This window comes from Peribacillus sp. NPDC101480, assembly GCF_050277335.1.
Taxonomy (GTDB): domain Bacteria; phylum Bacillota; class Bacilli; order Bacillales; family DSM-1321; genus Peribacillus.
This window is the reverse complement of sequence record NZ_JBNNSB010000004.1, coordinates 17,505-40,172: the sequence shown is the minus strand read 5'-3', so window position 1 is coordinate 40,172 and position 22,668 is coordinate 17,505. Positions and strand designations below refer to the sequence as shown.

Genomic DNA, 22,668 nt, shown 5'->3' with positions numbered 1-22,668 from the left:
CAACCCCTACTGCATTTATATATTAATTTATTGTCCTTCTTCTCTCTTCATGCTTTTATTTAGCCTGACTTCCAGTCTTTTTCCCACATACCATAGGATAAAGATGACGATTCCGATAATGATCGTTCGCACAGGCTTATGAATTAATGATACTAAATCGTAACCTACGAAGCTGATCGTAAAAATCATCACCGCTTTCCCACCCACTACTGCAAGTCCATATTGCAGGGTACTGACTTTTGAAAGTCCTGCCACGATATTAACGATAGCCGAAGGTGTAAAAGGGAAGCAGAGTAATATGAACAAAGGACCGAATCCATGGCTCTCAACCCAAACCATCAACCTCTGCACCTGTTTATGCTTTTGCAAAAATCGGAAAAACCTCATTTGACCATATCTTCTAATAATCCAAAAGATCAAAAAAGACCCCGCTACCGCACCAATCCAAGAAAATAAAAATCCCCACCAGAGACCAAAAGCCGTTGCATTAGCAAGCACGAACACCACTAAGGGCAAAAAAGGCAAAAATGCTTCCAGCATCGGCAGCAAGATCCCAGGAATTGGACCGAATGAGCGATATTGCTGAATTAGTGCCGATATATGATCAAGTGTAAACCACTCACGTATAGTATCCAAATCCATAATTATCTCCCTCGACATGCTGCCATCATTGCAGCATAAACTTATTAAAAACTGTTTATTTTAGATATATCACTTTCCCCTGAAATTGCAAGAATTATTATCCATATATCTTCATACTTTCCCTATCTCCGGAAAACATAATCTTGTTAACGAATATTTCTTGATTTATCAAAACTGCTTGCATATACACTGAAAATACATTAGGATAAAAAAACAGAACGGATGTTCTTGTTTTGCAGAATATACATACTATTATTAAAAACGCGCTATTTTAGAAAGGGGCGGTCATGATGACCCGCATTCCAGAAGATGACCGAAATATGATTGAAAAAGCCATCTACCTCCCTATGGTTATTACAGTCTTAAACCGGGATCTCAAGGTCATCGAAATTAGTCCGTTTAAATTAAAAAGGCCCTATTCGGAGCTAGTCGAACATATTTTAAAAGTGGTTCAAGACGAACTTGCCGAGGTGCGGCGCTATTTGCGCAAGGAGAATATTAAGGTTAGTGAAATCAAACGCGATGAATCCTTCACGATGTATTGTTTTATATATAAAGGATACGAGGAACATCATAATTATTTCAATCCCCGCCTTCGCAACAAAACTGAAGACTTGTTATGTTATTACTTTTTCGAAAAAAACCACCGTTCAAGGAATTAGCGGGTGCAGGCATCCATGTATGTGGATGTTTGGGGCCTTAGATCATCCAGTATCTTATATGAGAAGGTTAAGCTTAATCAGTCAATATATGAATTAACGTAACGGAATGTTTCGATTAAGAATAAGCTATAATGTTTTTTATTTGGAACTTTATCAGCAAATGATATTCCATCGAGTAAATTTGATTTTCTGATTTTAACTACACTCTGTAAATGCTTCTTGATTAATTGCTAACGTATTTAATTATATCCAATCATAGCAACATTTTACTAATATATGGTGTACAATCTATTAGATCTAATTGGAATAGCAGAAAGTATTTTGTCTAAACACAGTATATTGCACCAATTTTCATTTTGAAAACTTTTGTTAAAGAGATTTATCCAGAAGAAACACATAACAAAGAAGACGGAAAGTACAGACCTCCCGAATAGTTAGCGGAAAGAGATAATAAGGGTTACATAGAGACAGAAATTATACAATGGGGTCAAAAAAAGAGAAAAATTTCATAACATATAAATCTTTATACCCTTATATGAAGCAGATTACATTATTCTTACATTAGGAACGTCTTTCATTTTTGGATATATATATTACCTTGAGAAGCAATTAAAGGTCCCCCAAAAGGCACTTTTTATTGGGAGAGCATGTTTTTTTATCACTTTAATAGGTAGTTTCATTTTAGAAGTGATTTGAAATTCAGCATTCTCTCACCTCTATTTCTGAACCATTTGAGAGAAGAAGGCTGTACACATTTCCAGTAACTATACATATTATGATACCTATACTTAAACTGTGTTCAGCTAACTTCCACAAATTAGAAAATTACAGTAAAAATGCTTTATCCTAAGGAAGCAAAAGAGGAAATGTTTGTATATCGATGTTTTTTCAAAGAAGGCTCTGAAACATAAAAAAAAGAAATTCAAGATTTAATGGATGAGCTATTTGAAGATTAATTCTGATGCCCTTCTCATATGAGAAGGGCTTTTGGTTGTGACTTTTGCTAAAGCAAACATTGATATGATTGATCGTATGAAAGAATCATTCCATTATCCGCCTGTAGAATATCATCTCCTCCACCATATTAAAAACTCAGATACATTCCCCTTCTTCACCAGCGAAAATCCATCATAAATACCCAGGATCATTTTACCTAACCACGATTCTGATGCCCGCTTCCTTTTTTTATCACAAGAAAATTATGTCCAAATCCCCATTTTTCGAATTACACATGTTAAATTATTATTTGGAGGGGAAAAATGAAGAAAATAAATATTCTACTGGTTGCTGTTCTTGTTTTGTCTTTATTCACTGGACTTAAAACAACTGAGGCAGCCTCAAATGTGAAGGTACATTTCATCAATGTTGGACAAGGAGATGCCATCCTTATTCAAACCGGTAACGAAAACGTTTTAATTGATGGCGGCGGTAAAGGAAAGGGCGACGAAGTTGTAGCCTACCTAAAAAAGCAAAAGGTGAAAACACTTAATGCATTAGTATCCACTCACCCAGATGCGGATCATGTGGGCGGTCTGGCTTATGTGATTAAATCGCTTAATGTAAAATCTGTGTATGCCCCTAAAGTTTCTCATACTACCCAGGCATATAAAGACTTTTTAACGGCTGTTAAGCAGAAGAAGCTTACAATAAAAAAAGCGCAGACTGGCGTGGAAATCAACACTAAAGCTAAGGATAATTCCCTTAAATTCATTGCACCTGTTAAAGAATATGCCAAGTCTGACTTAAATAATTGGAGTGCAGTCCTTTTACTTAAACACGACAAAAAAACATTCTTGTTTACAGGTGATGCTGAAGAAAAATCAGAGACAGATATGCTGGCTAAAAAACTGGTACCAAGTGTGGATGTACTTAAAGTCGGCCATCATGGTGCAAAAACATCAACTAGTTCCGCATTCATTAACAAAACAAAACCGAAATACGCTGTAATCAGTGTAGGAAAAAATGGCTATGGGCATCCTACTTCCACTGTTATAAAACGGTTGAATTCAGTGAAGGCCAAAACTTATCGCACAGATAAATCAGGTAACATTATTTTTACTTCTACAGGTCAGAAAATTACTGTAAAGACGGTGAAATAAATGGTACAAGGTATTATTGACCGCTTCGAAGGAAAGATCGCGGTCGTTGAAATCGATGGTGGTGACATGAAGGATTTTCCTAAAAGCGCTCTCCCCAAGGGAGCAAAAGTAGGAGATATGCTGATTATCGATGGAGATACCATCACCATTTCCAAAGAGGGCACTGAGAAGTTAAGAAAAGAAATTGACGATCTAATGGATGAATTATTTGAAGATTAATTCCTGGGCCCTTCTTTAATAAGAAGGGCTTGCTTTAATTTTGAATGTCTAACGCGGTATATACTTTGACATTACCTCTGAAGCCTTGACCCCGTTTGCTTCCGTGAACAGATAGAATGATTTCCTCTTTGTTTCCTCAATCCTCTGGATCAATTTCGTTTTTAAAAACGAAGTCCGGTGCAGCTGGTTTTCGAAAGAACTGCATGATACTGCTATATCGATGGTTTGTCTATTCCTGAATGTGATGGTAGTATGTTTGGAATCCAGGCGATCATAGGATACCACATGCTCATGTGATAACCAGATGCATTGAGGACGCAACGGAGATGTAGTGGGAAAGAAGAAAATCGAACTGGTCGGATCGATCGCAATAGGTGCTTTATGTGTGATGTTTATAAGCTGTTTTGTGCCTTGCTTGCGTCCTTCATAACTTGATCCGAAAAACTCACAGCTTTTCTTTATTATTTCCAAAGGTTTAAACGGGGATATGAACTCGTCCTCCATTTCAACTATACGGGCATATATTTTACTGCCGTAATTGATTGGCGAAACCATCAATGTATGTGGCGTGATTTCATATTCCTCGATGATTCCCTGATTGTTTTCCTTCATTTTTAATCCACCTCTTCCTCATTGCTAAACATCGCTTTTACTTTACCAAAGCTTATGCCCTTAATTGCTTGTACCCTTCCATTCCCCATTGCCGAAGAAAAGTGAATGGAGATAGTAAATGTATGTTAAATTACTCACTATAATAGCACAACCCTTGATCATAAAAAGTAAGTTCACAAAGAATTAAAAATTCTTTTATATAGTGGCTTTTTCTTCATATAAACGACACATTCTCTATTAATATTTAAATTTTTTAAATTTTCAGTTGATTTTATCCGCTCAAATCCATATAATAATAAAAAGGGTCAGGGGTGGTAACTTTGAAAAATGAAAAATCTTATTCAGAGTCAGTGAAGTCCTTATCAATGAGCGAAATGAAAAACGATGCCGTGGTTCAGGAAATGTTAATTGATATGATTATTCAGGAAGCCGTCCTTACTACCAAAAAGAATATCCTTGCAAAACAGATCGATGAAGCCTTGGATAAGAAAAACAAACCTTTATTCTTAAAACTAAGTTCTGAAATGAACGTTTTACTAAAACAGTTTGGAAATTAAAATGCATGATTTAAAAAAAGCCTAATGATCAAAAAAGCCTCCCATAATGTTGGGAGGCTTTTCTAATTATCATCACTCTTTATGAAACATCCCCATGACCTCGGATGTTTCGGTAATATTGACAAAAGCATTCGGATCAACTTCTTTTATCATCGTTTTTACATCGGTTAACTGATAACGTGTAATGACTGTCATCATTACTTTACTCTTTTCTCCTGAATATGCACCTTCACCATCCATGACTGTAATACCACGATATAGGTTGGTCAGGAGCTTCGTTTTCATTTCGTCACTCTTTTTGGTCACGATCATCAATGTTAATTTAATGTGATTGGAATGGATCGTATCGATCACCTTTCCTGCTGCATAAATGGAAATCAGCGTATATAATGCGGCATCCCAACCGAAGATGAAGCCTGAGATAACCACCACAACTGCATTCATCACCGAAAGCAATGTACCAAGCGGAAAGTCGCTCTTCTTAGCCAATAGCATGGCAATGATGTCAAAGCCGCCCGAAGACCCCGAAGCGCGAAAGACGATGCCTATACCGATTCCCGATATGATTCCGCCAAATAAAGAAGACAAAATCGGTTCAGTGGAAATTCCGTGAACTGGAATGAGATATAAACTGACGGAAATCACTACAACTGATAATATCGTATAGGTGATAAAGCGTCTCCCTAATTTCAGGTATCCAAGAATCAGCAATGGCAGGTTCATCAGAAAATTCAATATCCCTGTGTTGACCGGGGTGATGATTCCGAACATAATCGCAAGCCCACTAAGTCCGCTGCTTAAAATTAAATGTGGTATCAAAAATAAGTTGTAGGCTACTGCCACAAGCACTGAGCCTATAGTGATGAAAAGTACATTATACATATCCGATCTCCTTAAAACGAACTGGGAATTTAATTTATTATAGTAGAGAACCTAAGATTTTTAAAAATAATAGTTTTTTCTGAAAACAACTACAAACTTCCATTTTCCGAAGAAAAAAAGCCAGCTGGTATTCAGCTGGCTTTCAATCACCCTTTGTATCTGCATTTTCAACAGTTGAAATCCGTTCGAGCATGGTTGGATGGGAATACCTCAGCCATTTAACCAGGAATGGCGGGTTGACCTGACTCAAACCCGACCTCGTGAGTTCCTGGAAAGTCGTGATTGCTGATTCTTTATCCCCGGTCATTTCAATGGCGTAACGGTCAGCCCTTGTTTCTTGATATCTGGAAACATAATTGGACAGCGGACTCGAAGCAAAGAGCAGCACAGACGTTATTAAGAGAAATAATGGAAGAGATGATATGCTGTCAACCGAACGGACCTTTAACAGTTGGCCCCAGCGTCTAATGATAAAATTCATTATTTTCGATGTCAGCCACAAACCGATTAAAGTCAGTCCTAAATAACCTGCAATCCCTATATAAATGTGCTTTTCCACATAATGAGCCATTTCATGTGCCATGATAAAAAGGATTTCATCTTCCTTCAGTTTGTTCAGAGTCGTATCCCAAAGAACTATTCTTGAGTTGGAACCTATGCCGGTCACGTATGCATTCAAGGCATTTGTCTTTTCCGCCATATTTACTTCATACACATGTTCAGCCGGAATTTCAGCCTGTGACGCAAGTGCCAATATTTCCGTTTCCAGCTCTTTATTTTTTAGCGGGTAGAATTCATTGTACAGCGGATCAATCACTACAGGCTGAACAAACATCAGGAACAAGGTAAATGGAATGGACAACATCCAGGCATAGAGCCACCACTTCTTCACACTTTTCTTCATTAACCAATATAAAACGGAAACGATAATGAACATCATCCCAAAATTCACCCAGAATTCAATAACTCCATCCTTCATCCACGAGGTAAAACTTTGTGTACTTATATGGTAACTTTTGCTCATCCGATATCCAATGAAACTGATTGGAAACAGTGCCACGTAAGAAATAACGGAAAGCCAGAATAAGTAAATGCCCGTTCTGATCGCTTTCCTTCTCGAGACCGCCTTTGACGACTTTTCAAATGCTTTTGATAAACCAAATAGTAAAATGAAGAAATACAGCAGCCATTCATATGGCGTGGATACGAAAAAAATGAAATTCCGCAGCCCTGAATATTCTTCGCTAAGCTTTAGTTCCCTTGCATTCAGGAATGTTGCAGGATCTGCTGCAGTTCCACGCAAAGCTTCGGGAATGGAGGTATCAGCTCCATAAAAAATATACCAATACATCGCTGCTGCATAAAGGATATATAATAGAATCGCTCTGCCAGCCCATTTTCTGACCATGATGCCCCTCCTTAAACCGAATCTCCCTCTTAATAGTTTAATCCAAAATGGACAGGTTAGAACCGCATTTACCTTCTATATATTTATTCTTTTCAATCTCCATCATTTTCTTGATTCTTTATTATCCACCAGGCGGAATGATGCATATGCAGAGGCATTTTTAAAAAGCTGAGGGCTGGGTGGGTTAAACGATTTTGTCTCTCTGCCGCTACCTAATTGTTTTGGAATGTGACTCCGATAAAGAATCCGTGAAAACGATTAACGGGCGGACGGACATGAGTAAGTCATCCCTTCATCCCGCTATTTTGAAAGCTATACAAAAGCGCAATAAGCTCAGGTCGATTATTAACATTCAGTTTTCTGTAAATCCGGCTTATATAGTTTTTTACCGTGCCGATGGATAGAAAAAGTTTTTTTGAAATTTGCTGATTCGTTTCCCCTTGGGTTATCAGGATAAGCAGTTCATACTCGCGTTTGGAAAAGGCCCCCAATTTTTCGATTGCCTTATCCAAAGTTACTGGTGATCTTTCAACATTCTGCTGCAGTTTCTTCATTAATATTGATTTTATTGAGGCAGGATAGACTATTTGACCATTGGCACATTGACGGATTGCCGACAGCACTTGTTTCATTCCGCCACCCTGTAACACATAACCTGCGGCACCATGGCATATCGCTTCGATAAGATAATGATCTTCTGAATAGGCAGTAAAAATGACGAAAGGAGTAAATGGGTGTTTTTCCTTTAGAATTGGCATGACTTCCTGTCCATACTTCCCTGATGACCGGGCATCAATAAGAATGGCATCTGGCATGACTGATGGTCTATGATCAGAATCAAGAAGGTCCATTTCATTTCCGGTTATCCCTATGACCTTAATGTCTTCTTCATTTTCGATGATTCCCTCAAGTCCTCCCTGACCACCATATATCATTAGCTTAATCGACTTCATAACTTCACCTGTTCTTTTCATTATTTGTTATTAATCCGATCGTTTTTATAATTTCCCGCAGCGAAATAGTTCTAATGGTCTATATTTTACATCATTAATTCACCTGATAACAAATTTAAACTGTAAAATACTTTAATTAAATATGCTCCTCCTGACATAAAAAGGCTATCAACCCGTTTGCCTTCAGGATGATAGCCTTTTTCTTTGTTCCTCATCTATGAGCGTATCAAGTTTCATGATGCTCTCCTTTGCCCGTGGAAAATCAATTTTGCGATAATGGTGTTTTCCACCTTCTTCTTCATCTTTTTCGTCGGCCCATTTGACGACTTGCTGAAGCGGTGTACGAATAATATCATTTGAAGGTAAGAACGAATCGGTGTGAAATAAGATGGCGAGGGAAATGGTCTTTGCCTTAATCGGGTTTTCTCCCAAGCGGATTAACAGTTTATGTGCTCGTTCTGCACCTTTTATGGGGTGAATATCATTTTGTTTATACAGATCATAATCCCATTTACCATTGCGATACCAGGTGAAATGACCCATATCATGCAAAAGTCCAGCTTTAGCAGCAATATCAGGGTCGACATTATATTCGTTTGCTAAGTGAAAAGCATGGTATGCTACCGCAATCGCATGTGACAGCCCTGAACGGTTCAAGTATTTTTGAGCAATGGGATGTGTAAAAATATCCAAAAGCTTTACATCTCTCATCTAACCCCTCCTTACAATTATGTGGAAATTTTTAATGACTATCATAACTCTTTTCTAAACAAGAATCAAGGTTTTAAGTTTCTCCGATATATTTTATGCAGCTTGATACACTTTGGTTGTACAAAAAAAGGACCATTGCCGGTTATAGGCAATGATCGATCAATGAATTCAGTTTTGCAGTACATGGTTTTTCAAAGAGCGTCGTAAAATTTTACCTGTCGCGTTTTTTGGAAGTTCATCCAAAAATTCAATTTTTGCCGGTACCTTATATTTGGCCAAGTGTTCCATGCAATAGGAAAGCAGTTCTTCCTCGGTCAATGCATTGTTTTTCTTTACCACAAAGCATTTAACCACTTCCCCCTGATTGGGATCGGGAACGCCTATGGCAGCCGCCTCAACTACTTCAGGATGGGCATACAGAACCTCCTCCACTTCACGTGGATAGACATTATAGCCACCGACGATAATAAGCTCCTTTTTACGATCTACAATGAAAAAATAGCCTTCATCATCCATCCTGGCTAAATCGCCTGTATATAACCAGCCATCTTTCAAGACAGCGGCTGATTCTTCAGGCATTTTATAATACCCTTTCATTACATTCGGACCTCTGACAATCAATTCCCCTACCCCATTGATCGGCACTTCTTCTCCAAGCTCATTGACCACTTTGTTTTCCACCCTAAGGATGGAGGTTCCGATGGATCCCGCCTTCCTTGGACGATCCAAAGGATTGAAGCAGGTTACAGGAGAAGCTTCGGATAGGCCATATCCTTCTGAAACCCTGACATTAAATTTCCGCTCGAATGATTCAAGCAAGGACACCGGCATGGCGGATCCGCCCGATATGCAAATGCGTAACGACTTTAAAGCATCTTCTTTCGCATCTGGATATTGGAAAAGAAAGTTATACATCGTAGGCACTCCAGCAAAAACGGTCGCATCATATTTTTTGATTTGCCTGAATATTTCCTTTGGACTGAATTGCGGGACAATTAAAAGCGTACCTCCGCTTATCAATGGGGCATTCACAACTACCGTTAAACTGAAAACATGGAACATTGGCAATGTCGTAATGACACGGTCACTTTCCGTGATTCTTAAATATTCACCAATATCATGTGCATTGGAGTAGATATTGGTATGTGTGAGCATGGCCCCCTTTGGTTTCCCCGTTGTTCCCGAAGTATAGAGTATGATTGCCGTATCTTCAGGATCCAGTTCTGGACCTTTAAAGCCTTCATCCCCCGATTCGATCATTTTTGTAAACGATTTCATTTTTGGGTAGATGTTAAATTTGCTAATATCCCCATTATCAGGCTGCGTTTCACAAATCACATATTGTTCTACGCTTGAGAGAATCGGGTTCATTTTCTCAAGTAAGGGTAAAAGCTTATCTAATGCCACAACAACCTTTACATCGCCATTATTCAGGATATAACCAATCTCGTCAGGTGTGTAAATTGGATTGACGGGAATTACGGTCGCCCCTGCTCGCATAGCTCCATACAACGAAATGATGAAATGTGGAGAGTTGCCTAATAGCAGCGCAATGTTATCACCCTTTGAAACACCAAGCCTATGTAATTCGTCTGCGAACTTCGTAACGGCTTTATCCAATTCCCCATATGAAGTGGATTGATCCATAAAGTAATATGCTGGCTTACCTGCCTTTTTTAAAGCCATTTGATGAAGCTGTTCAGATAAATTCATCTTTCTCCCTCCCCTGCAAATAGCATGAATGAATAGTCATTCATTTTTATGGTAAACTAAATACATTTTTATTATATTAAAAGAATGCGATTGCAGCAACAATTTTATCCATATTCCAGCAATTACTGTCATTATCAGGAACAAAAGCCATCCCATTAAGTCGGGACGGCTTTTCAGGCTTAATATATTAAAGCCAATATTTCTTCTTTCGTTACATTGCCAAAATAATGACGAACATCAATCTCATCTAGTACCCTGCTGATTGCTTCCTTTTCATAGCGTATTCCAGTAAGCTTTTGTTCAATATCCGTAACCTCTCCGACCCCGAAGAAATCGCCGTAGATTTTACAATTTTCAATGATTCCCCTGTTCACTTCAAGGCGGATATCAACAGATCCCACAGGGAATCTATGTGAGTTTTGCAAGTTGAATTTAGGTGATTTCCCGTAATTCCACTCCCAGTTTTGATATCTTTCTTCCGAGATTTCGTGAATTTTCTCCCAATCCGTCTCGGTTAAAACATACTCTGTTACCTTTCCGCTCTCTTTGAAAATATTTTGCAGAAGGAATGAACGGAATTCTTCAACAGACATCGGTTCTTTTAGGAAATCGGCAATATTACCGACACGGCTTCTTATCGATTTAATCCCTTTGGACTCGATTTTATCTTTTTTCACTTTTAAAGCGGATACAATGTGATCCATTTCTGATTGAAACAGCAATGTCCCATGACTGAACATCCTGCCCTTAGTTGAGAACATCGCGTTTCCCGAAATCTTCTTTCCTTCAGCCAGAATATCGTTACGACCACTCAATTCAGCATGTATTCCTAGTTTCTCGAGCGTTTCCACGACAGGCTGGGTGAATTTCTTAAAGTTATGGAAACTATCCCCATCATCTCTCGTAATGAAGCTGAAATTGAGATTCCCTAGGTCATGATAAACCGCTCCACCCCCGGAAAGGCGGCGAACAACTGTAATGCCATTTCCATCTACATAATCGGAATTGATTTCTTCAATCGTATTTTGATTCCTTCCTATGATGATTGAAGGACGATTAATGTAAAATAGAAGATAGGTTTCATCTATATTTAAATGTTTAAGCGCATATTCTTCGATGGCCAGATTAATTCTTGGATCTGTAATTCCCTTATTATCAATAAAAAGCACAGTTGTTCCTCCTTGTAGACTTCATATCCCCGATGTTTCATTTATAGTTGAAATTCAAGATTGGTTTTGGCTACAGCTATTTCTCTTTTGAATACCTCGGATGCTTCTTTTTTCAGTTGATCAAGATTCCCATAATGCGGGAGGTGAGTTAACAGCAAAAGCTGGACGTCAGCCTTTTCTGCCAGCATGCCCGCTTCCCTTGCCGTCATATGCCCCGCCTTTGACCCATCCATATCACTGTAAAAGTTACTTTCACATAATAAAACATTTGCGTCTTTAGCGAAATCTGCAAGCTCATCCATATATGAACTGTCACCTGTGTAAACTATCGAATGATTTTCAGCTTCAATCCTCATTGCAAAACAAGGGACTGGATGTTTCGTTTTCATGAACGTAAATTTACACGGTCCAATGGTTAAGGGTTGATCAGCAGAGAAAGCTATCCCCTTTGTCACGTCTTTATAAGTTAACTTACCAAATTCGACTTCGTCCAAATCATGACCATAAATAGGAATGGTCCTTTTTTCGCTGCCCAATATCTGCTGTATGAACGCAGCGTGCTGCAGTACACCAATATCCGCTACATGATCCGGATGATAGTGGGATAATACAACTGCACCAAGATCCTCCGGCTTCATATGGTTTTGCAGCTGTGATAGAACACCGCTGCCACAATCAAGCAGAATGCGAAAATCTTCATATTCAAGCAAATAGCCGGAACTTGCCTCATTTTTAGCTGGATAACCGCCCCAGCAGCCAATTACGGTGATTTTCATGCTTAGGCACTCCTTTTTTTCTCTCAATGACTTCCCCATTAATATAAACTATTCTTGCCCTTATTTCACCTTTTTTACTTATGTTATAAAACATTCATTGACATTTAAAATCTGTTATAATACAATAAAACCATAGAAAAGCGAATAATAAAAAAATTCAGGAGATGATTTCATGCTTCAAAGTAGCGTTGAGTTCTTTAAAAACCTGCCACCGAAACAATGCACGGAATGCGGAAAAAAAATTGAAGAACAGCACGAATGTTATGGAAACCACTGTGATCATTGCCTTTCTGGAGAGTAGTTGTCCTGTGTTTCACCATCCGCTTCCCAAATAGCAGGATGAATTCATATATGGTTTCGGTTTCGCAGCTGAAAACCCGAAATAAAAAGAAGAGGTACCGAACGGTATCTCTTCTTTTTATTTCGGGTTCATTGCATTTGAGCAAAAAAAATAGAATTATCACTTAACGGATAATCCTTTAAATAAATATATTTTAAATAGTTCAGCAATTTCCTCTTTCTCTAATGGGGCATGGTTCCTTTCCCAATCAAAAATCAGGGCTAGGTACATCTTTAGCATCAGGAATGCTGTTATCTCTGGATCGCAAGGCTGTATATAGCCCTTATCAATCGCTATTTTTAGTTTTTCCTTAATGTAGGAGACAATGGCTTCTTCCATTTCATTAACCATTTCCTGAACGGCCGGCGTCCCAATTTCGCGCTCTTCCTGAAGAAGTTTCAAAGATAATTGATGTTCCTGCCTGAACTCCAGAATTCGATAAACGGCCCGATGCAGGTTTTCAAAAAAGGAAAGTTGGTCATCCAAAGATTGTTCCGCCTCATATTTCATTTCCTCTATCAACCGCTGAACGATTTCTTTAAACAGCTCTTCTTTATTTTTATAAAAGGTATAAATGGTCCCTTTTCCCACATTGGCAATTTTAGCGACTTGATCCATCGTCGTTGCCTTATATCCAAAAAGTGAAAACGACTTGGTCGCAGCTTCTAAAATTAATTTTTTACGATCAACAGACATTTCCCACCTCAATCCTGACCAAACGGACAAAACAGTCATTATGTTCAACGATATCATACCAAAAATTTTCAGTCTTTTCAATTATATTTTCAATTACTTATAGAAACAATGGCCATCCTCATTACTGGACAGCCACTTTTTCGAGTATTCATTTAAATCACCAAGGTCAAGTAAAAAGAAAGCGGTGCTTTTCCAGTTACAACATCTTTCAACTTCACATGTAAATATGTAGAGCACATTGCAAACATTGTTAAACTACTTTCTCCTATTGACTGATCACTTTTCCTGTAATCTGTTTAAAATGATTGTTGCCAAAGCATCGATGAATTCAGGTTTAACATTGGGCATATCCGGCCTATAGTAGCCTGCACCAATCTCTTCCGTCACAACCTTACATTCATAATCGTTATCATAAAGGACTTCAAGGTGCTCGGCAACAAAGCCGACAGGAATATAAATGAAAGCTTTATAACCTTTTGCTTGATGAAGATCTCTGGTTAAATCCTGTACATCAGGTCCCAACCATGGTTCAGGTGTTTGTCCAGCGCTTTGCCAGCCTACTGCATAATTGCTAACCCCTGCGCCTTCAGCAATCATGTCTGCCGTTTCCTTCAGTTGATTTGGATACGGATCTCCCGATTGCAGGATTTTTTCAGGGAGGCTATGTGCCGACACAATCAAAGCGAAATTATCGCGTTCTTCCGAGGTCATTTTCCCGATTACTTCTTTTACTTGGTCTACCCAATATTGGATGAATTTTGGCTCATCATACCAGCTTTCAACGGAAGTGATGGTGAGGTTCCCCAATTTAGCTGCTTCATCCTGGGCACGTCCATTATAAGACTTCACGCTGAATGTGGAAAAATGCGGAGCCAATACTATACTGACCGCTTCTTTGATTCCATCTTCATGCATTTGTTTCACTGCGTCTTCAACAAAAGGTTCAATATGTTTCAGTCCAAGATATGCCTTGAATTCAACTTCCTCCTGAACGGAATTCAATTTCTTTTCAAGCGCTTCAGCTTGTCCTGCCGTTATTTTTGCAAGCGGGGATAATCCACCGATCGCTTCATATCTGCCCTTTAGGTCGGCAATCAATTCGTCGCTTGGCCGTCTCCCATGACGAATATGTGTATAATACCTTTCAATATCCTCTTCAGTGTATGGAGTACCATAAGCCATGACTAAAAGGCCCATTTTTTTTCTTGACATGAAGTTACACCTCTTTTAAAGATTCGTTCTTTTATTGTGCATCCAATTAAGGAGTTTTAGCAAATGGTTCGCTCACCTTACTTCATTTTTGATGAATATTCATGAATGAAAGCGGTCAGCCTCTTCAGTGTATCCGGATTTACGGACGGGAAAACCCCATGACCAAGATTAAAGATGTAGCCGTCCTGCTCCATGCCCTGATCCAGGATCCTTTTCGTCCGTTCTTCTATAACATCCCATGAAGATAATAGCAGGGCAGGATCTAGATTACCTTGTACCGTTTTCTGGATTCCCATTTGTCTTGCTTCTGTAATTGGCAGTCTCCAATCAAGCCCGACTACATCAATCGGAAGATCATTCCACTCAAGTGCCAAGTGACTTGCGCCGACCCCGAACATGATTAGCGGTACATTTTCTTCACGCAATGATGAAAAGATACGAGTCATGATCGGCTTGATGAATACGCGGTAATCTTCAACATTCAAAGCACCCACCCAGGAATCAAAGATTTGGATGGCTTTAACGCCGGCTTTGATTTGCGACTTGACATAGATGATGATCATATCCGCTAACTTATCCATTAATGCAAACCATGCCTTTGGCTCTGTATACATGAAAGCTTTCGTCTTATTGTAGTTTTTGGAGGGGCCGCCTTCAATCATGTATGAAGCAATGGTGAACGGAGCCCCGGAGAAACCGATCAAAGGAACGGACAATTGCTCCGTGGTCAATAATTTAATCGTGTCCAACACATATGGGATGTCTTTCTCTGGATTCAATTCACCTAATTTTTCAACATCTGATACCGATTGGATCGGATTGGATATGACCGGACCGATTCCGGACTTAATCTCAACATCGACACCAATGGCTGGTAGCGGTGTCATTATATCTTTATATAAAATCGCAGCGTCTACATCATATTGCTCGACTGGCAATCTAGTTACATAAGCGCATAATTCCGGCTGATGAGTAATTTCAAAAAGAGAGTACTTCTCTTTCAATTTACGGTATTCCGGCTGTGAACGGCCGGCCTGACGCATATACCAAACAGGCACATGATCCGTTTTCTCTCCTCTCGCAGCTTTTAAGAATGTATCATTCGTAATTTCCTTAGACATTAATATCCACCTTTCAAGCAATCACGTTTCTATTTTTATTCATTACCTACATAGAATATCAGAAGGATGTTGAATTTCAAATCGAATCTCCTTAAACTATAGCTTTTTCTATAATAGAAGTATAGCCAACCTATATATTTGTCAGAAAATCGACGTTTTTATAAATACCTTACCGGTTTACAAGCCCAATGGTTAGTTTGGAAATGGTAAAAGCATTATTCATTGGGTAAAATGGGTATACAGATACTATATAAGAATTGGAGGGGAATTTATGAATGTATTCATCACATCAGGTACTTATGATTTTTTGAAATTAAAAAAAGATAAGCACCCGAATGAAAAAATATTACTTATGCAGAATGCTCAAAACACAGTACTTTTACATGAAACAACAGGTAAAACGCTCTTCAGCTCGCCACGTAAATATGAGGTAGTCGATGGGAAGGGAACTCTTCAAGATCATGGATATGTGGTCATGAACAATATTCCTGTCAGTGAGGAAGGACGGCCGGTATTTGAACACCGTTTTAAAAACAGGGCCGGATTCATTGAAAATGAACCAGGCTTCGTTGCCCTTCGTATCCTGCGTCCAATCAACTCTGAAACATATGTAATCTTAACGATTTGGGAAAAACAATCGGACTTTATGAACTGGAAGAAATCCAGTTCATTTCAGCAGGCGCATAACAGTGACTCCAAACCTCCTGTTACGAATTCCAGCCAGAAGATGTTTTCAGGTGAAGCCTTTGTAACGCAGTATACATTGGTGAAAGATTCCGAAGAATAATCCATTCTTGTCAATAAAAGGCCCATCCCCTTAAGGATGGGCCTTTTCATAGTAATGCAGATCGTTATTTGGACGCTAAAAAATCATAAAGACCTATAACAATCCGACAAATTCCTTCTTTATTTCCGGGGAAATACAACGGATATTTACATATATTTTATCTGAATCCTTTTTTCAAAGTACTCTAGGCCCCAGGAATTTATGCAATTTAAACAAGGTTAAACTATATGCCGCGCCTAATGCATAACCTGCAAAGATATCAGTTGGAAAATGAACCTTCATAGCAATCCTGCTGACACCAATTAGCAGAATGAGACAAAAGAAACCGATTCCTAATGCCCATTTCAATGAGTTCCCTTTAATTTCTTTCATGATTAAATAAGCAACCATACTGAAGAAAATAAGGCCCACCATTGCGTGGCCACTTGGAAAACTGAAGCCAGCCGTATCCATCAAATGATTTTCAGGGCGCACTCTTTTTACATGATTTTTTATCCACCCGTTTAACACATCACCCCCAGCAATTCCGATAGAGAAGACGGCCATGGTCCAATAATCCTTCTTTATTATCCACAAATAGAGAACACATAATAAGCTTCCAAAACCAATGAACTTGGATTTCCCAAGATAGGTAATGGTTTTGAAGAAAGTGAACGAAAAAGTATTTTCACCTACCGAAAAAAGTTCCGCAACATATGTATCGAACGCTAAAGCCTCCTCACTTTGGACTTCATGCATCAAAAAAAAGAATAGCAACATGCAAAGCAAAACCAAAGCAATCCAGAAATATTTAATCATTATATATCTCTCCTCGAGGTATTTAATATACTTTGGATTATTCAGAATATGATATACTATTTACAATTAATCCAATCAATGGGAGGTGCAAAATGATACAGCGATTACACGATCTTCTAGATGGTTCATATGAAGAAATGGTATCCATCCGGCGTTATCTTCATCAAAACCCCGAGCTTTCTTTTCAAGAAACCCAAACGGCGGCCTTCATCGCCGGATATTATGAAAAACTTGGAATCGAACACCGAACAAATGTAGGCGGTAATGGTGTTATTGCCAAGGTCACAGGCAGTAAGCCTGGTAAAACCGTAGCATTGCGCGCTGATTTCGACGCCTTACCCATTCAAGATGAAAAAGAAGTTCCCTATAAATCTTCCGTACCCGGGGTAATGCATGCGTGTGGACACGATGGCCATACAGCGACACTCCTTGTCCTTGCAAAAAATCTGAATGAACTGAAGGATGAGCTCGAAGGTGAATATATATTTATCCACCAACATGCTGAAGAATATGCTCCAGGGGGTGCCAAACCGATGATTGAGGCTGGCTGCCTTGAAGGAGTGGATGTAATTTTCGGCACCCATTTATGGGCAACGGCCCCAACCGGAACAGTCCAATACGCTTATGGACCCCTTATGGCCGCTGCTGACCGTTTTGAAATCACCATTCAAGGGCAGGGCGGGCATGGAGCCCAGCCGCATAAAACCCGTGATGCAATCGTAGTCGGCTCTCAGCTCGTCATGGCCCTGCAGCAAATCGTGAGCCGCCGCCTAAACCCAATAGATTCTGCAGTCATTACCGTCGGTTCCTTTGTAGCAGATAATGCCTTTAACGTCATTGCAGATAAGGCTAAAATAATCGGGACCGTCCGCACATTCAAGGAAGATGTCCGTTCATTCATTAGCGAAGAAATAGAGCGGATTGTTAAAGGAACCTGCATAGCTGCGGACTGCACCTATGAATATCAATACTTTCAAGGTTATCCAGCTGTTATTCCACATGTTGAGGAAACTAAATTCCTCATCGAAAGCACTGAGTCGGTCAAGGAAGTTTTGATTACAGAGGAAATTGACCCGGATATGACAGGTGAAGATTTTTCTTATTATTTACAAAATGTAAAAGGTACATTCTTCTTTACGGGAGCCAGGCCAAAAAATGAACATACATATCCGCATCATCATCCTTTGTTTGATATTGATGAAAATGCGATGCTCATTGCAGCCAAAATATTAGGCACTACAGCGGTAACTTATCACAATAAGAAACAATCATCCCAAATGGTGAATGAATCTTTATTGCGGTAATGGTGAAGGGACGGGTTACCCCCGTCCCTTACTCTTTAAGAAGTCTGATTCGGTAACAATTGACAGCCGTTTCCCCAAGATGTTCCAACAAATGATGGTTGGCATATCCACCGACAGCTGCCCCAATACCTGGAACGAGCTGGAACATTTTGATGACATCGATGTGATCGCGATATTCCTGCTGAAATTCTTGCCAGTCTATTTCCGGCCATTTCCCTGAATCCCATTCCTCTATTACCTGTAAAGTTTCCAATTTCTTCTCCTCGCTTGAAAATGCCATCTGGAAGATATGGAGAATGAATAATCGTTCCTCATATTTATTTGGATCGAAACCGTATATACGGGATAGTTCGAATAATAATTTCATCTTGATGCTAAGCAGTAATGGGAAATCAGCCAATCCAATTAAAAGCCCTGCCGCTCCGGTTCCCACTCCTTCTATAACGGCCGTTTTCCGATATGCCGTTACAGTTTCCGCAACCCACTCTTCTTTTTGCTGCAAGGATAGTAGCACTACATTTTTTTCTTTAGACATATATTTAGAACCTGATAATACGGCCTCTATCATCCCTTTAATACTATCAGTAATCATTTTGTGCACTCGGTCTGGAATATAACTATTCAATTTGATCTGCGCTTTTTTGGACATCCGCTCAAGCCTGCCAGATTTCTTGGCTACTTTCTTTTTCCATGATATTAGTTTCGAAAATGCCTTTTGTTCATATTCATCCATTCATTTAACACCTCCGTTAAATATGTATATACCCCCTACGAGGCTTTTATTTTCAATTTTCATAAAATCAACTGAAACGTTTTTTTTGAGGGTTTGTAAAATTCGAACGTTGTTTTCCACTCCAGGCTTGCGCCGAGGAGGCTTGGAAAGCAGTCGGCGCAAAGGGAGAAGATTTCTGAAATCAACTGAAACATTAATAAAGAAAAAGCTGATTTTTTGAAAATCAGCTTCTGCTTAAAAGTTTTTAATTTTCTTTGCTGCATAGATTTTAAAACCGAATATGAAAACAAGCCCCATTGCCAAGGCGGCTAAAGCGGACATCCATTCCCCTTTCACTAGCAGGACTAAAATGAAGACAAGGTCCTCAAATAATAGGAAATAGGAAATTAGCTTTATGACCGCAGATTCTCTCATTTTTGCTGGCAATGGATATAGTGAGACCCATACTTTCCATTCATGAGCCTTCCAAACCGGCAGCAGTTGCAGGGCTGTCATGAATAGGAACATGAACGTTACAATCAAATGTGCCCATATGTTAGTGAATACACTTAAAATCACGGATCCAATGATAGTTAAACGCAAACAAAGGCCCACATAATCATTGGATCGCAGCAGAGTACGGGCGTAAAGATAGGTATAAGTTGATTTATCACCATACGGAATGAGTGATAATAGCCAGTCCATCCATTTCCTTCTCGCTACCTTCCCTTTCAAATGAGGAACATCTGTAAACATGTTCGCTATTCGATAGAAAGAATTCATCCGTTTGTTCTCCAGTTCCACCAGCCGTTCCCACTTCAGCACAAAACCTTTAGTTGCGCTTCGGTAATACATGTAAAGACCTAACAATAATAAGAAGGTTATAAGTGCAAACAGTATATTTGCCCTTGAACAGATGAAATAAAGAATCACTCCATTAAGTAAAAAACGGATGAGAGAATCCCAATGGCTCACTGATGTATCCTGATATTTCAATACCAGCCAGCGCATGGTTAAATTCAAAAACTTCAAAATAAGCAATACGACCAGGATAATTCCAAGGTCCTTACCTCCTGCCCCCGTAACTTTCGAATACATCGGTATCGATGCAATCAGGACAACAAGAAGAATAAAGCCTTGCATGACCCAGCTTAATATCAGTGAATTCTTGAAATAGCTTCTCAACTTCGTTTCAAGCGGAAGCAGGAATACCGTATCGGGTTCTTTCAAGAAAGTATTTATCGGGCTTCTGGTTACAATGATCGATAAAACTAAGGCCATGATCAATTCAGCAGGGAAATCACTGTTTAACGTCTTCACCCAATCACTGTAATAATATGCCAAACCACCTAGAACCAATACCATGACAAAAACAAGATGGCCATTAAAAATATAACGAAGATATTTTTGCGTTTCATTTATATAGCCTAAATATCTTTCCTTCCAGAGATTTTGACTATTCATGACCGATTTCTTCTTTCGTCAATTGGATATATAAATCGTCCAGAGTTGCCCCCGGCATCGAAAATTGTTCACGAAGCTGCTCAAGATTGCCTTTTGCCCGAATTTCTCCATTATGCAATATGATGAAAGAATCACAATACCTCTCGGCTGTCGCCAGTATATGTGTAGACATTAAAATTCCCGCACCGCTCTCTTTCATCTTCCTCATCAAGTCAAGCAAGGATTGAATGCCTAATGGATCAAGACCCACGAATGGTTCGTCGACGATATATAAAGACGGTTGCACTAAAAAGGCGCACATGATCATGACCTTTTGCTTCATTCCCTTTGAAAAATGTGCCGGGAACCATTTAAGCCTTTTCTCCATATGGAATTCCTTTAACAGAACGTCCATCCTTTCTTTATATGTGGCTTCCGCCAAACCATGTGCCATGGCCGTAAGCTTTAAATGCTCCTCAAGTGTAAGCTCATCATACAGAATTGGCGTTTCTGGAACATAAGTGAATTGTTTACGATATGTATCCGGGTCCTGGGCAAGTGTTTTACCATGAATCGAGACACTTCCGCCTTTCGGCTCCATGAGTCCGATGATATGTTTGATTGTCGTACTTTTCCCAGCCCCGTTGAGCCCAATTAACCCTACTAGCTCATTTGGCTGAATTTCAAAACTTATTCCTTTTAAAACGGGCGTTTTCGTGTATCCGCCCACTAATTGCTTTATTTCCAATAAGGACATATAAACGATCCTTTCTATATAGAGGTTCTTATTTCCATTTTATCAAATTCTCCTGCTTTTATATAGTCGAGTGTTCCCGGAACTAAATTTCCATAAATAACTAATTATATTTCTCCTCCTTTGTGGTCATCATAATTAAGGAAGAAGGGGTTAGTCATTACGTGTGATTCACATCATATTGTAAATGAGGTGTCAGTTAAAGACGTATTACACTGAAATACCCATAAGATTTATTACAAATGATTCACATCATATTGTAAATGAGGTGTCAGTTAAAGACGTATAACTGAATTAAACCAGAAGCTTCATAAAAAAAATCGTTTCGAGCAAGGAGATGGTTCTCTTGCACGTAAAAGCAGAAAAATCATTCAATAATTATCAATTATGCTTTGAAAGTTGATGAAACTTTAAAGATATAGGAGATGGTTGCTTTGAATGGAAAATCTCTAATCAGATAATAACCGTATTTTACTAAAATGTAGATGAGGTGTTTGTCGCAGAGAATTTATGCTAATGCGAATTTTGAAGCAAAACCCCCTTTTTCGACAGGCAGGGTGCAACTTAATGTTGCATCCTGTTTTTATGATTTTTCCTTTTCTCAAGGATTCAAGCTATGGTACGATTAACCAAATACATTAACTTTTAAAGGAGCGTTTTTAATGAGTGATTGCATATTTTGCAAAATAATCGACGGGGAAATTCCAAGCAGTAAAGTTTTCGAAAATGAACATGTATTGGCCTTTCTCGATATCAGTCAAGTAACAAAAGGCCATACACTGGTAATACCTAAAGTACATAAGGAAAACCTTTATGAGTTGACACCTGAGATTGCCAAGAATCTTTTTGAAGTGGTACCGGAAATTGCCCGCGCCATGAAACAGGAATTCCAACCTGTAGGCCTGAACCTTTTAAACAATAACGGGGAAGCTGCAGGACAGTCCGTTTTCCATTTTCACATGCATTTAATTCCACGACATGGGGAAGGTGACGGCTTTGGGGCAGTTTGGAAAACGAATACCAGCGACTATACACCAGATGACCTGAAACAAATCGCTGACTCCATTGCACAGCATTTAAAATGAACTGCTGGCACAT

24 protein-coding genes are annotated in these 22,668 nt (G+C 39.1%); 8 read left to right on the top strand and 16 right to left on the bottom strand.

Translation table 11 applies throughout. The annotated features are described in order from the left end of the window. Positions 1 to 27 precede the first annotated feature (27 nt). Positions 28 to 642 carry a TVP38/TMEM64 family protein gene (locus tag ACQKMF_RS14485; protein ID WP_048680052.1) on the bottom strand — a complete coding sequence of 205 codons (615 nt, stop codon included), beginning with the start codon at positions 640 to 642 and terminating at the stop codon, positions 28 to 30. Between the two features lie 290 nt (positions 643 to 932). Here ACQKMF_RS14485 and ACQKMF_RS14480 point away from each other — a divergent pair, with 290 nt between their 5' ends. From ACQKMF_RS14480 to ACQKMF_RS14470, 3 genes are all read left to right on the top strand, one after another. Continuing rightward, on the top strand, positions 933 to 1,304 hold the full coding sequence (locus ACQKMF_RS14480) for a hypothetical protein (RefSeq protein ID WP_427573806.1): 372 nt from the start codon (positions 933 to 935) through the stop codon (positions 1,302 to 1,304). A gap of 1,259 nt (positions 1,305 to 2,563) precedes the next feature. Continuing rightward, positions 2,564 to 3,403, top strand: coding sequence for a ComEC/Rec2 family competence protein (locus ACQKMF_RS14475; protein ID WP_101224158.1), 840 nt, complete (start codon positions 2,564 to 2,566; stop codon positions 3,401 to 3,403). Next, the gene (locus tag ACQKMF_RS14470) at positions 3,404 to 3,622 is read left to right on the top strand and encodes a DUF3006 domain-containing protein (RefSeq protein ID WP_057275817.1); all 219 of its coding nucleotides are present in this window, start codon (positions 3,404 to 3,406) and stop codon (positions 3,620 to 3,622) included. 48 nt (positions 3,623 to 3,670) lie between these two features. Here the strand turns inward: ACQKMF_RS14470 and ACQKMF_RS14465 are convergent, their stop codons facing one another. Next, positions 3,671 to 4,234, bottom strand: a complete 564-nt coding sequence (locus ACQKMF_RS14465; RefSeq protein WP_137017120.1) for a competence protein ComK — start codon at positions 4,232 to 4,234, stop codon at positions 3,671 to 3,673. Positions 4,235 to 4,554: 320 nt separating this feature from the next. Between ACQKMF_RS14465 and ACQKMF_RS14460 the strand changes: the two genes are divergently transcribed. Then, positions 4,555 to 4,791, top strand: a complete 237-nt coding sequence (locus ACQKMF_RS14460; RefSeq protein WP_137017118.1) for an IDEAL domain-containing protein — start codon at positions 4,555 to 4,557, stop codon at positions 4,789 to 4,791. Between the two features lie 72 nt (positions 4,792 to 4,863). Here ACQKMF_RS14460 and ACQKMF_RS14455 read toward each other — a convergent pair whose 3' ends face one another. From ACQKMF_RS14455 to ACQKMF_RS14425, 7 genes are all read right to left on the bottom strand, one after another. Continuing rightward, positions 4,864 to 5,673 (bottom strand): YitT family protein, encoded by an 810-nt coding sequence (locus ACQKMF_RS14455; RefSeq protein ID WP_101224162.1) that lies wholly within the window; start codon positions 5,671 to 5,673, stop codon positions 4,864 to 4,866. Between the two features lie 142 nt (positions 5,674 to 5,815). Then, the gene (locus ACQKMF_RS14450) at positions 5,816 to 7,081 is read right to left on the bottom strand and encodes a M48 family metallopeptidase (protein WP_427573803.1); all 1,266 of its coding nucleotides are present in this window, start codon (positions 7,079 to 7,081) and stop codon (positions 5,816 to 5,818) included. 284 nt (positions 7,082 to 7,365) lie between these two features. Beyond that, positions 7,366 to 8,034 (bottom strand): LuxR C-terminal-related transcriptional regulator, encoded by a 669-nt coding sequence (locus ACQKMF_RS14445; protein ID WP_260356903.1) that lies wholly within the window; start codon positions 8,032 to 8,034, stop codon positions 7,366 to 7,368. Positions 8,035 to 8,217: 183 nt separating this feature from the next. Next, positions 8,218 to 8,745: an HD domain-containing protein gene (locus ACQKMF_RS14440; protein WP_101224165.1), complete on the bottom strand. Its 528-nt coding sequence runs from the start codon at positions 8,743 to 8,745 to the stop codon at positions 8,218 to 8,220. A gap of 168 nt (positions 8,746 to 8,913) precedes the next feature. Next, entirely contained in the window at positions 8,914 to 10,458 is a 1,545-nt protein-coding gene (locus ACQKMF_RS14435; RefSeq protein ID WP_230177346.1) for a fatty acid--CoA ligase family protein, read from the bottom strand. Between the two features lie 179 nt (positions 10,459 to 10,637). Beyond that, entirely contained in the window at positions 10,638 to 11,627 is a 990-nt protein-coding gene (locus tag ACQKMF_RS14430; RefSeq protein WP_101224167.1) for a lipoate--protein ligase, read from the bottom strand. 41 nt (positions 11,628 to 11,668) lie between these two features. Then, on the bottom strand, positions 11,669 to 12,403 hold the full coding sequence (locus ACQKMF_RS14425) for an MBL fold metallo-hydrolase (RefSeq protein ID WP_101224168.1): 735 nt from the start codon (positions 12,401 to 12,403) through the stop codon (positions 11,669 to 11,671). 172 nt (positions 12,404 to 12,575) lie between these two features. Between ACQKMF_RS14425 and yhfH the strand changes: the two genes are divergently transcribed. Continuing rightward, positions 12,576 to 12,704 carry a protein YhfH gene (yhfH, locus tag ACQKMF_RS14420; protein WP_101224169.1) on the top strand — a complete coding sequence of 43 codons (129 nt, stop codon included), beginning with the start codon at positions 12,576 to 12,578 and terminating at the stop codon, positions 12,702 to 12,704. A gap of 159 nt (positions 12,705 to 12,863) precedes the next feature. Here the strand turns inward: yhfH and ACQKMF_RS14415 are convergent, their stop codons facing one another. The 3 genes from ACQKMF_RS14415 to hemE form a co-directional block, all read right to left on the bottom strand. Next, positions 12,864 to 13,439 carry a TetR/AcrR family transcriptional regulator gene (locus ACQKMF_RS14415; protein WP_402941256.1) on the bottom strand — a complete coding sequence of 192 codons (576 nt, stop codon included), beginning with the start codon at positions 13,437 to 13,439 and terminating at the stop codon, positions 12,864 to 12,866. A gap of 276 nt (positions 13,440 to 13,715) precedes the next feature. Next, positions 13,716 to 14,651, bottom strand: coding sequence for a ferrochelatase (gene hemH, locus ACQKMF_RS14410; RefSeq protein WP_101224171.1), 936 nt, complete (start codon positions 14,649 to 14,651; stop codon positions 13,716 to 13,718). 77 nt (positions 14,652 to 14,728) lie between these two features. Then, a complete protein-coding gene (hemE, locus tag ACQKMF_RS14405; RefSeq protein WP_101224172.1) occupies positions 14,729 to 15,772 on the bottom strand; it encodes a uroporphyrinogen decarboxylase in 1,044 nt (347 codons plus the stop codon). Between the two features lie 271 nt (positions 15,773 to 16,043). On the opposite strand from hemE, the gene ACQKMF_RS14400 reads away from it, so the two are divergent. Beyond that, a complete protein-coding gene (locus ACQKMF_RS14400; protein ID WP_034314668.1) occupies positions 16,044 to 16,559 on the top strand; it encodes an antibiotic biosynthesis monooxygenase family protein in 516 nt (171 codons plus the stop codon). A 174-nt stretch (positions 16,560 to 16,733) separates the two neighbouring features. Here ACQKMF_RS14400 and ACQKMF_RS14395 read toward each other — a convergent pair whose 3' ends face one another. Continuing rightward, on the bottom strand, positions 16,734 to 17,357 hold the full coding sequence (locus tag ACQKMF_RS14395) for a phosphatase PAP2 family protein (RefSeq protein ID WP_101224174.1): 624 nt from the start codon (positions 17,355 to 17,357) through the stop codon (positions 16,734 to 16,736). A 92-nt stretch (positions 17,358 to 17,449) separates the two neighbouring features. On the opposite strand from ACQKMF_RS14395, the gene ACQKMF_RS14390 reads away from it, so the two are divergent. Then, positions 17,450 to 18,661, top strand: a complete 1,212-nt coding sequence (locus tag ACQKMF_RS14390) for a M20 family metallopeptidase (RefSeq protein ID WP_427573796.1) — start codon at positions 17,450 to 17,452, stop codon at positions 18,659 to 18,661. 28 nt (positions 18,662 to 18,689) lie between these two features. Here the strand turns inward: ACQKMF_RS14390 and ACQKMF_RS14385 are convergent, their stop codons facing one another. The 3 genes from ACQKMF_RS14385 to ACQKMF_RS14375 all read right to left on the bottom strand — a co-directional run bounded on the left by ACQKMF_RS14385 (position 18,690) and on the right by ACQKMF_RS14375 (position 21,573). After that, positions 18,690 to 19,394: an EcsC family protein gene (locus ACQKMF_RS14385; RefSeq protein ID WP_427573794.1), complete on the bottom strand. Its 705-nt coding sequence runs from the start codon at positions 19,392 to 19,394 to the stop codon at positions 18,690 to 18,692. 234 nt (positions 19,395 to 19,628) lie between these two features. After that, the gene (locus ACQKMF_RS14380; protein ID WP_427573792.1) at positions 19,629 to 20,837 is read right to left on the bottom strand and encodes an ABC transporter permease; all 1,209 of its coding nucleotides are present in this window, start codon (positions 20,835 to 20,837) and stop codon (positions 19,629 to 19,631) included. Next, on the bottom strand, positions 20,830 to 21,573 hold the full coding sequence (locus tag ACQKMF_RS14375) for an ABC transporter ATP-binding protein (RefSeq protein WP_101224178.1): 744 nt from the start codon (positions 21,571 to 21,573) through the stop codon (positions 20,830 to 20,832). Before ACQKMF_RS14375 ends, ACQKMF_RS14380 begins: the two co-directional genes overlap by 8 nt. Positions 21,574 to 22,232: 659 nt before the next feature. Between ACQKMF_RS14375 and ACQKMF_RS14370 the strand changes: the two genes are divergently transcribed. Beyond that, on the top strand, positions 22,233 to 22,655 hold the full coding sequence (locus tag ACQKMF_RS14370; protein ID WP_053534082.1) for an HIT family protein: 423 nt from the start codon (positions 22,233 to 22,235) through the stop codon (positions 22,653 to 22,655). Positions 22,656 to 22,668 lie beyond the last annotated feature (13 nt).

What these genes read in the sequence shown, in the direction of transcription:
- ACQKMF_RS14380 (WP_427573792.1), bottom strand. Translation starts at nt 20,837, where the DNA reads ATGAATAGTCAAAATCTCTGGAAGGAAAGATATTTAGGCTATATAAAT.
- ACQKMF_RS14395 (WP_101224174.1), bottom strand. Translation starts at nt 17,357, where the DNA reads ATGATTAAATATTTCTGGATTGCTTTGGTTTTGCTTTGCATGTTGCTA.
- ACQKMF_RS14385 (WP_427573794.1), bottom strand. Translation starts at nt 19,394, where the DNA reads ATGGATGAATATGAACAAAAGGCATTTTCGAAACTAATATCATGGAAA.
- ACQKMF_RS14485 (WP_048680052.1), bottom strand. Translation starts at nt 642, where the DNA reads ATGGATTTGGATACTATACGTGAGTGGTTTACACTTGATCATATATCG.
- ACQKMF_RS14390 (WP_427573796.1), top strand. Translation starts at nt 17,450, where the DNA reads ATGATACAGCGATTACACGATCTTCTAGATGGTTCATATGAAGAAATG.
- ACQKMF_RS14480 (WP_427573806.1), top strand. Translation starts at nt 933, where the DNA reads ATGACCCGCATTCCAGAAGATGACCGAAATATGATTGAAAAAGCCATC.
- ACQKMF_RS14415 (WP_402941256.1), bottom strand. Translation starts at nt 13,439, where the DNA reads ATGTCTGTTGATCGTAAAAAATTAATTTTAGAAGCTGCGACCAAGTCG.
- ACQKMF_RS14450 (WP_427573803.1), bottom strand. Translation starts at nt 7,081, where the DNA reads ATGGTCAGAAAATGGGCTGGCAGAGCGATTCTATTATATATCCTTTAT.
- ACQKMF_RS14470 (WP_057275817.1), top strand. Translation starts at nt 3,404, where the DNA reads ATGGTACAAGGTATTATTGACCGCTTCGAAGGAAAGATCGCGGTCGTT.
- ACQKMF_RS14455 (WP_101224162.1), bottom strand. Translation starts at nt 5,673, where the DNA reads ATGTATAATGTACTTTTCATCACTATAGGCTCAGTGCTTGTGGCAGTA.
- ACQKMF_RS14425 (WP_101224168.1), bottom strand. Translation starts at nt 12,403, where the DNA reads ATGAAAATCACCGTAATTGGCTGCTGGGGCGGTTATCCAGCTAAAAAT.
- ACQKMF_RS14475 (WP_101224158.1), top strand. Translation starts at nt 2,564, where the DNA reads ATGAAGAAAATAAATATTCTACTGGTTGCTGTTCTTGTTTTGTCTTTA.
- ACQKMF_RS14370 (WP_053534082.1), top strand. Translation starts at nt 22,233, where the DNA reads ATGAGTGATTGCATATTTTGCAAAATAATCGACGGGGAAATTCCAAGC.
- ACQKMF_RS14435 (WP_230177346.1), bottom strand. Translation starts at nt 10,458, where the DNA reads ATGAATTTATCTGAACAGCTTCATCAAATGGCTTTAAAAAAGGCAGGT.
- hemE (WP_101224172.1), bottom strand. Translation starts at nt 15,772, where the DNA reads ATGTCTAAGGAAATTACGAATGATACATTCTTAAAAGCTGCGAGAGGA.
- ACQKMF_RS14400 (WP_034314668.1), top strand. Translation starts at nt 16,044, where the DNA reads ATGAATGTATTCATCACATCAGGTACTTATGATTTTTTGAAATTAAAA.
- hemH (WP_101224171.1), bottom strand. Translation starts at nt 14,651, where the DNA reads ATGTCAAGAAAAAAAATGGGCCTTTTAGTCATGGCTTATGGTACTCCA.
- ACQKMF_RS14465 (WP_137017120.1), bottom strand. Translation starts at nt 4,234, where the DNA reads ATGAAGGAAAACAATCAGGGAATCATCGAGGAATATGAAATCACGCCA.
- ACQKMF_RS14445 (WP_260356903.1), bottom strand. Translation starts at nt 8,034, where the DNA reads ATGAAGTCGATTAAGCTAATGATATATGGTGGTCAGGGAGGACTTGAG.
- yhfH (WP_101224169.1), top strand. Translation starts at nt 12,576, where the DNA reads ATGCTTCAAAGTAGCGTTGAGTTCTTTAAAAACCTGCCACCGAAACAA.
- ACQKMF_RS14440 (WP_101224165.1), bottom strand. Translation starts at nt 8,745, where the DNA reads ATGAGAGATGTAAAGCTTTTGGATATTTTTACACATCCCATTGCTCAA.
- ACQKMF_RS14375 (WP_101224178.1), bottom strand. Translation starts at nt 21,573, where the DNA reads ATGTCCTTATTGGAAATAAAGCAATTAGTGGGCGGATACACGAAAACG.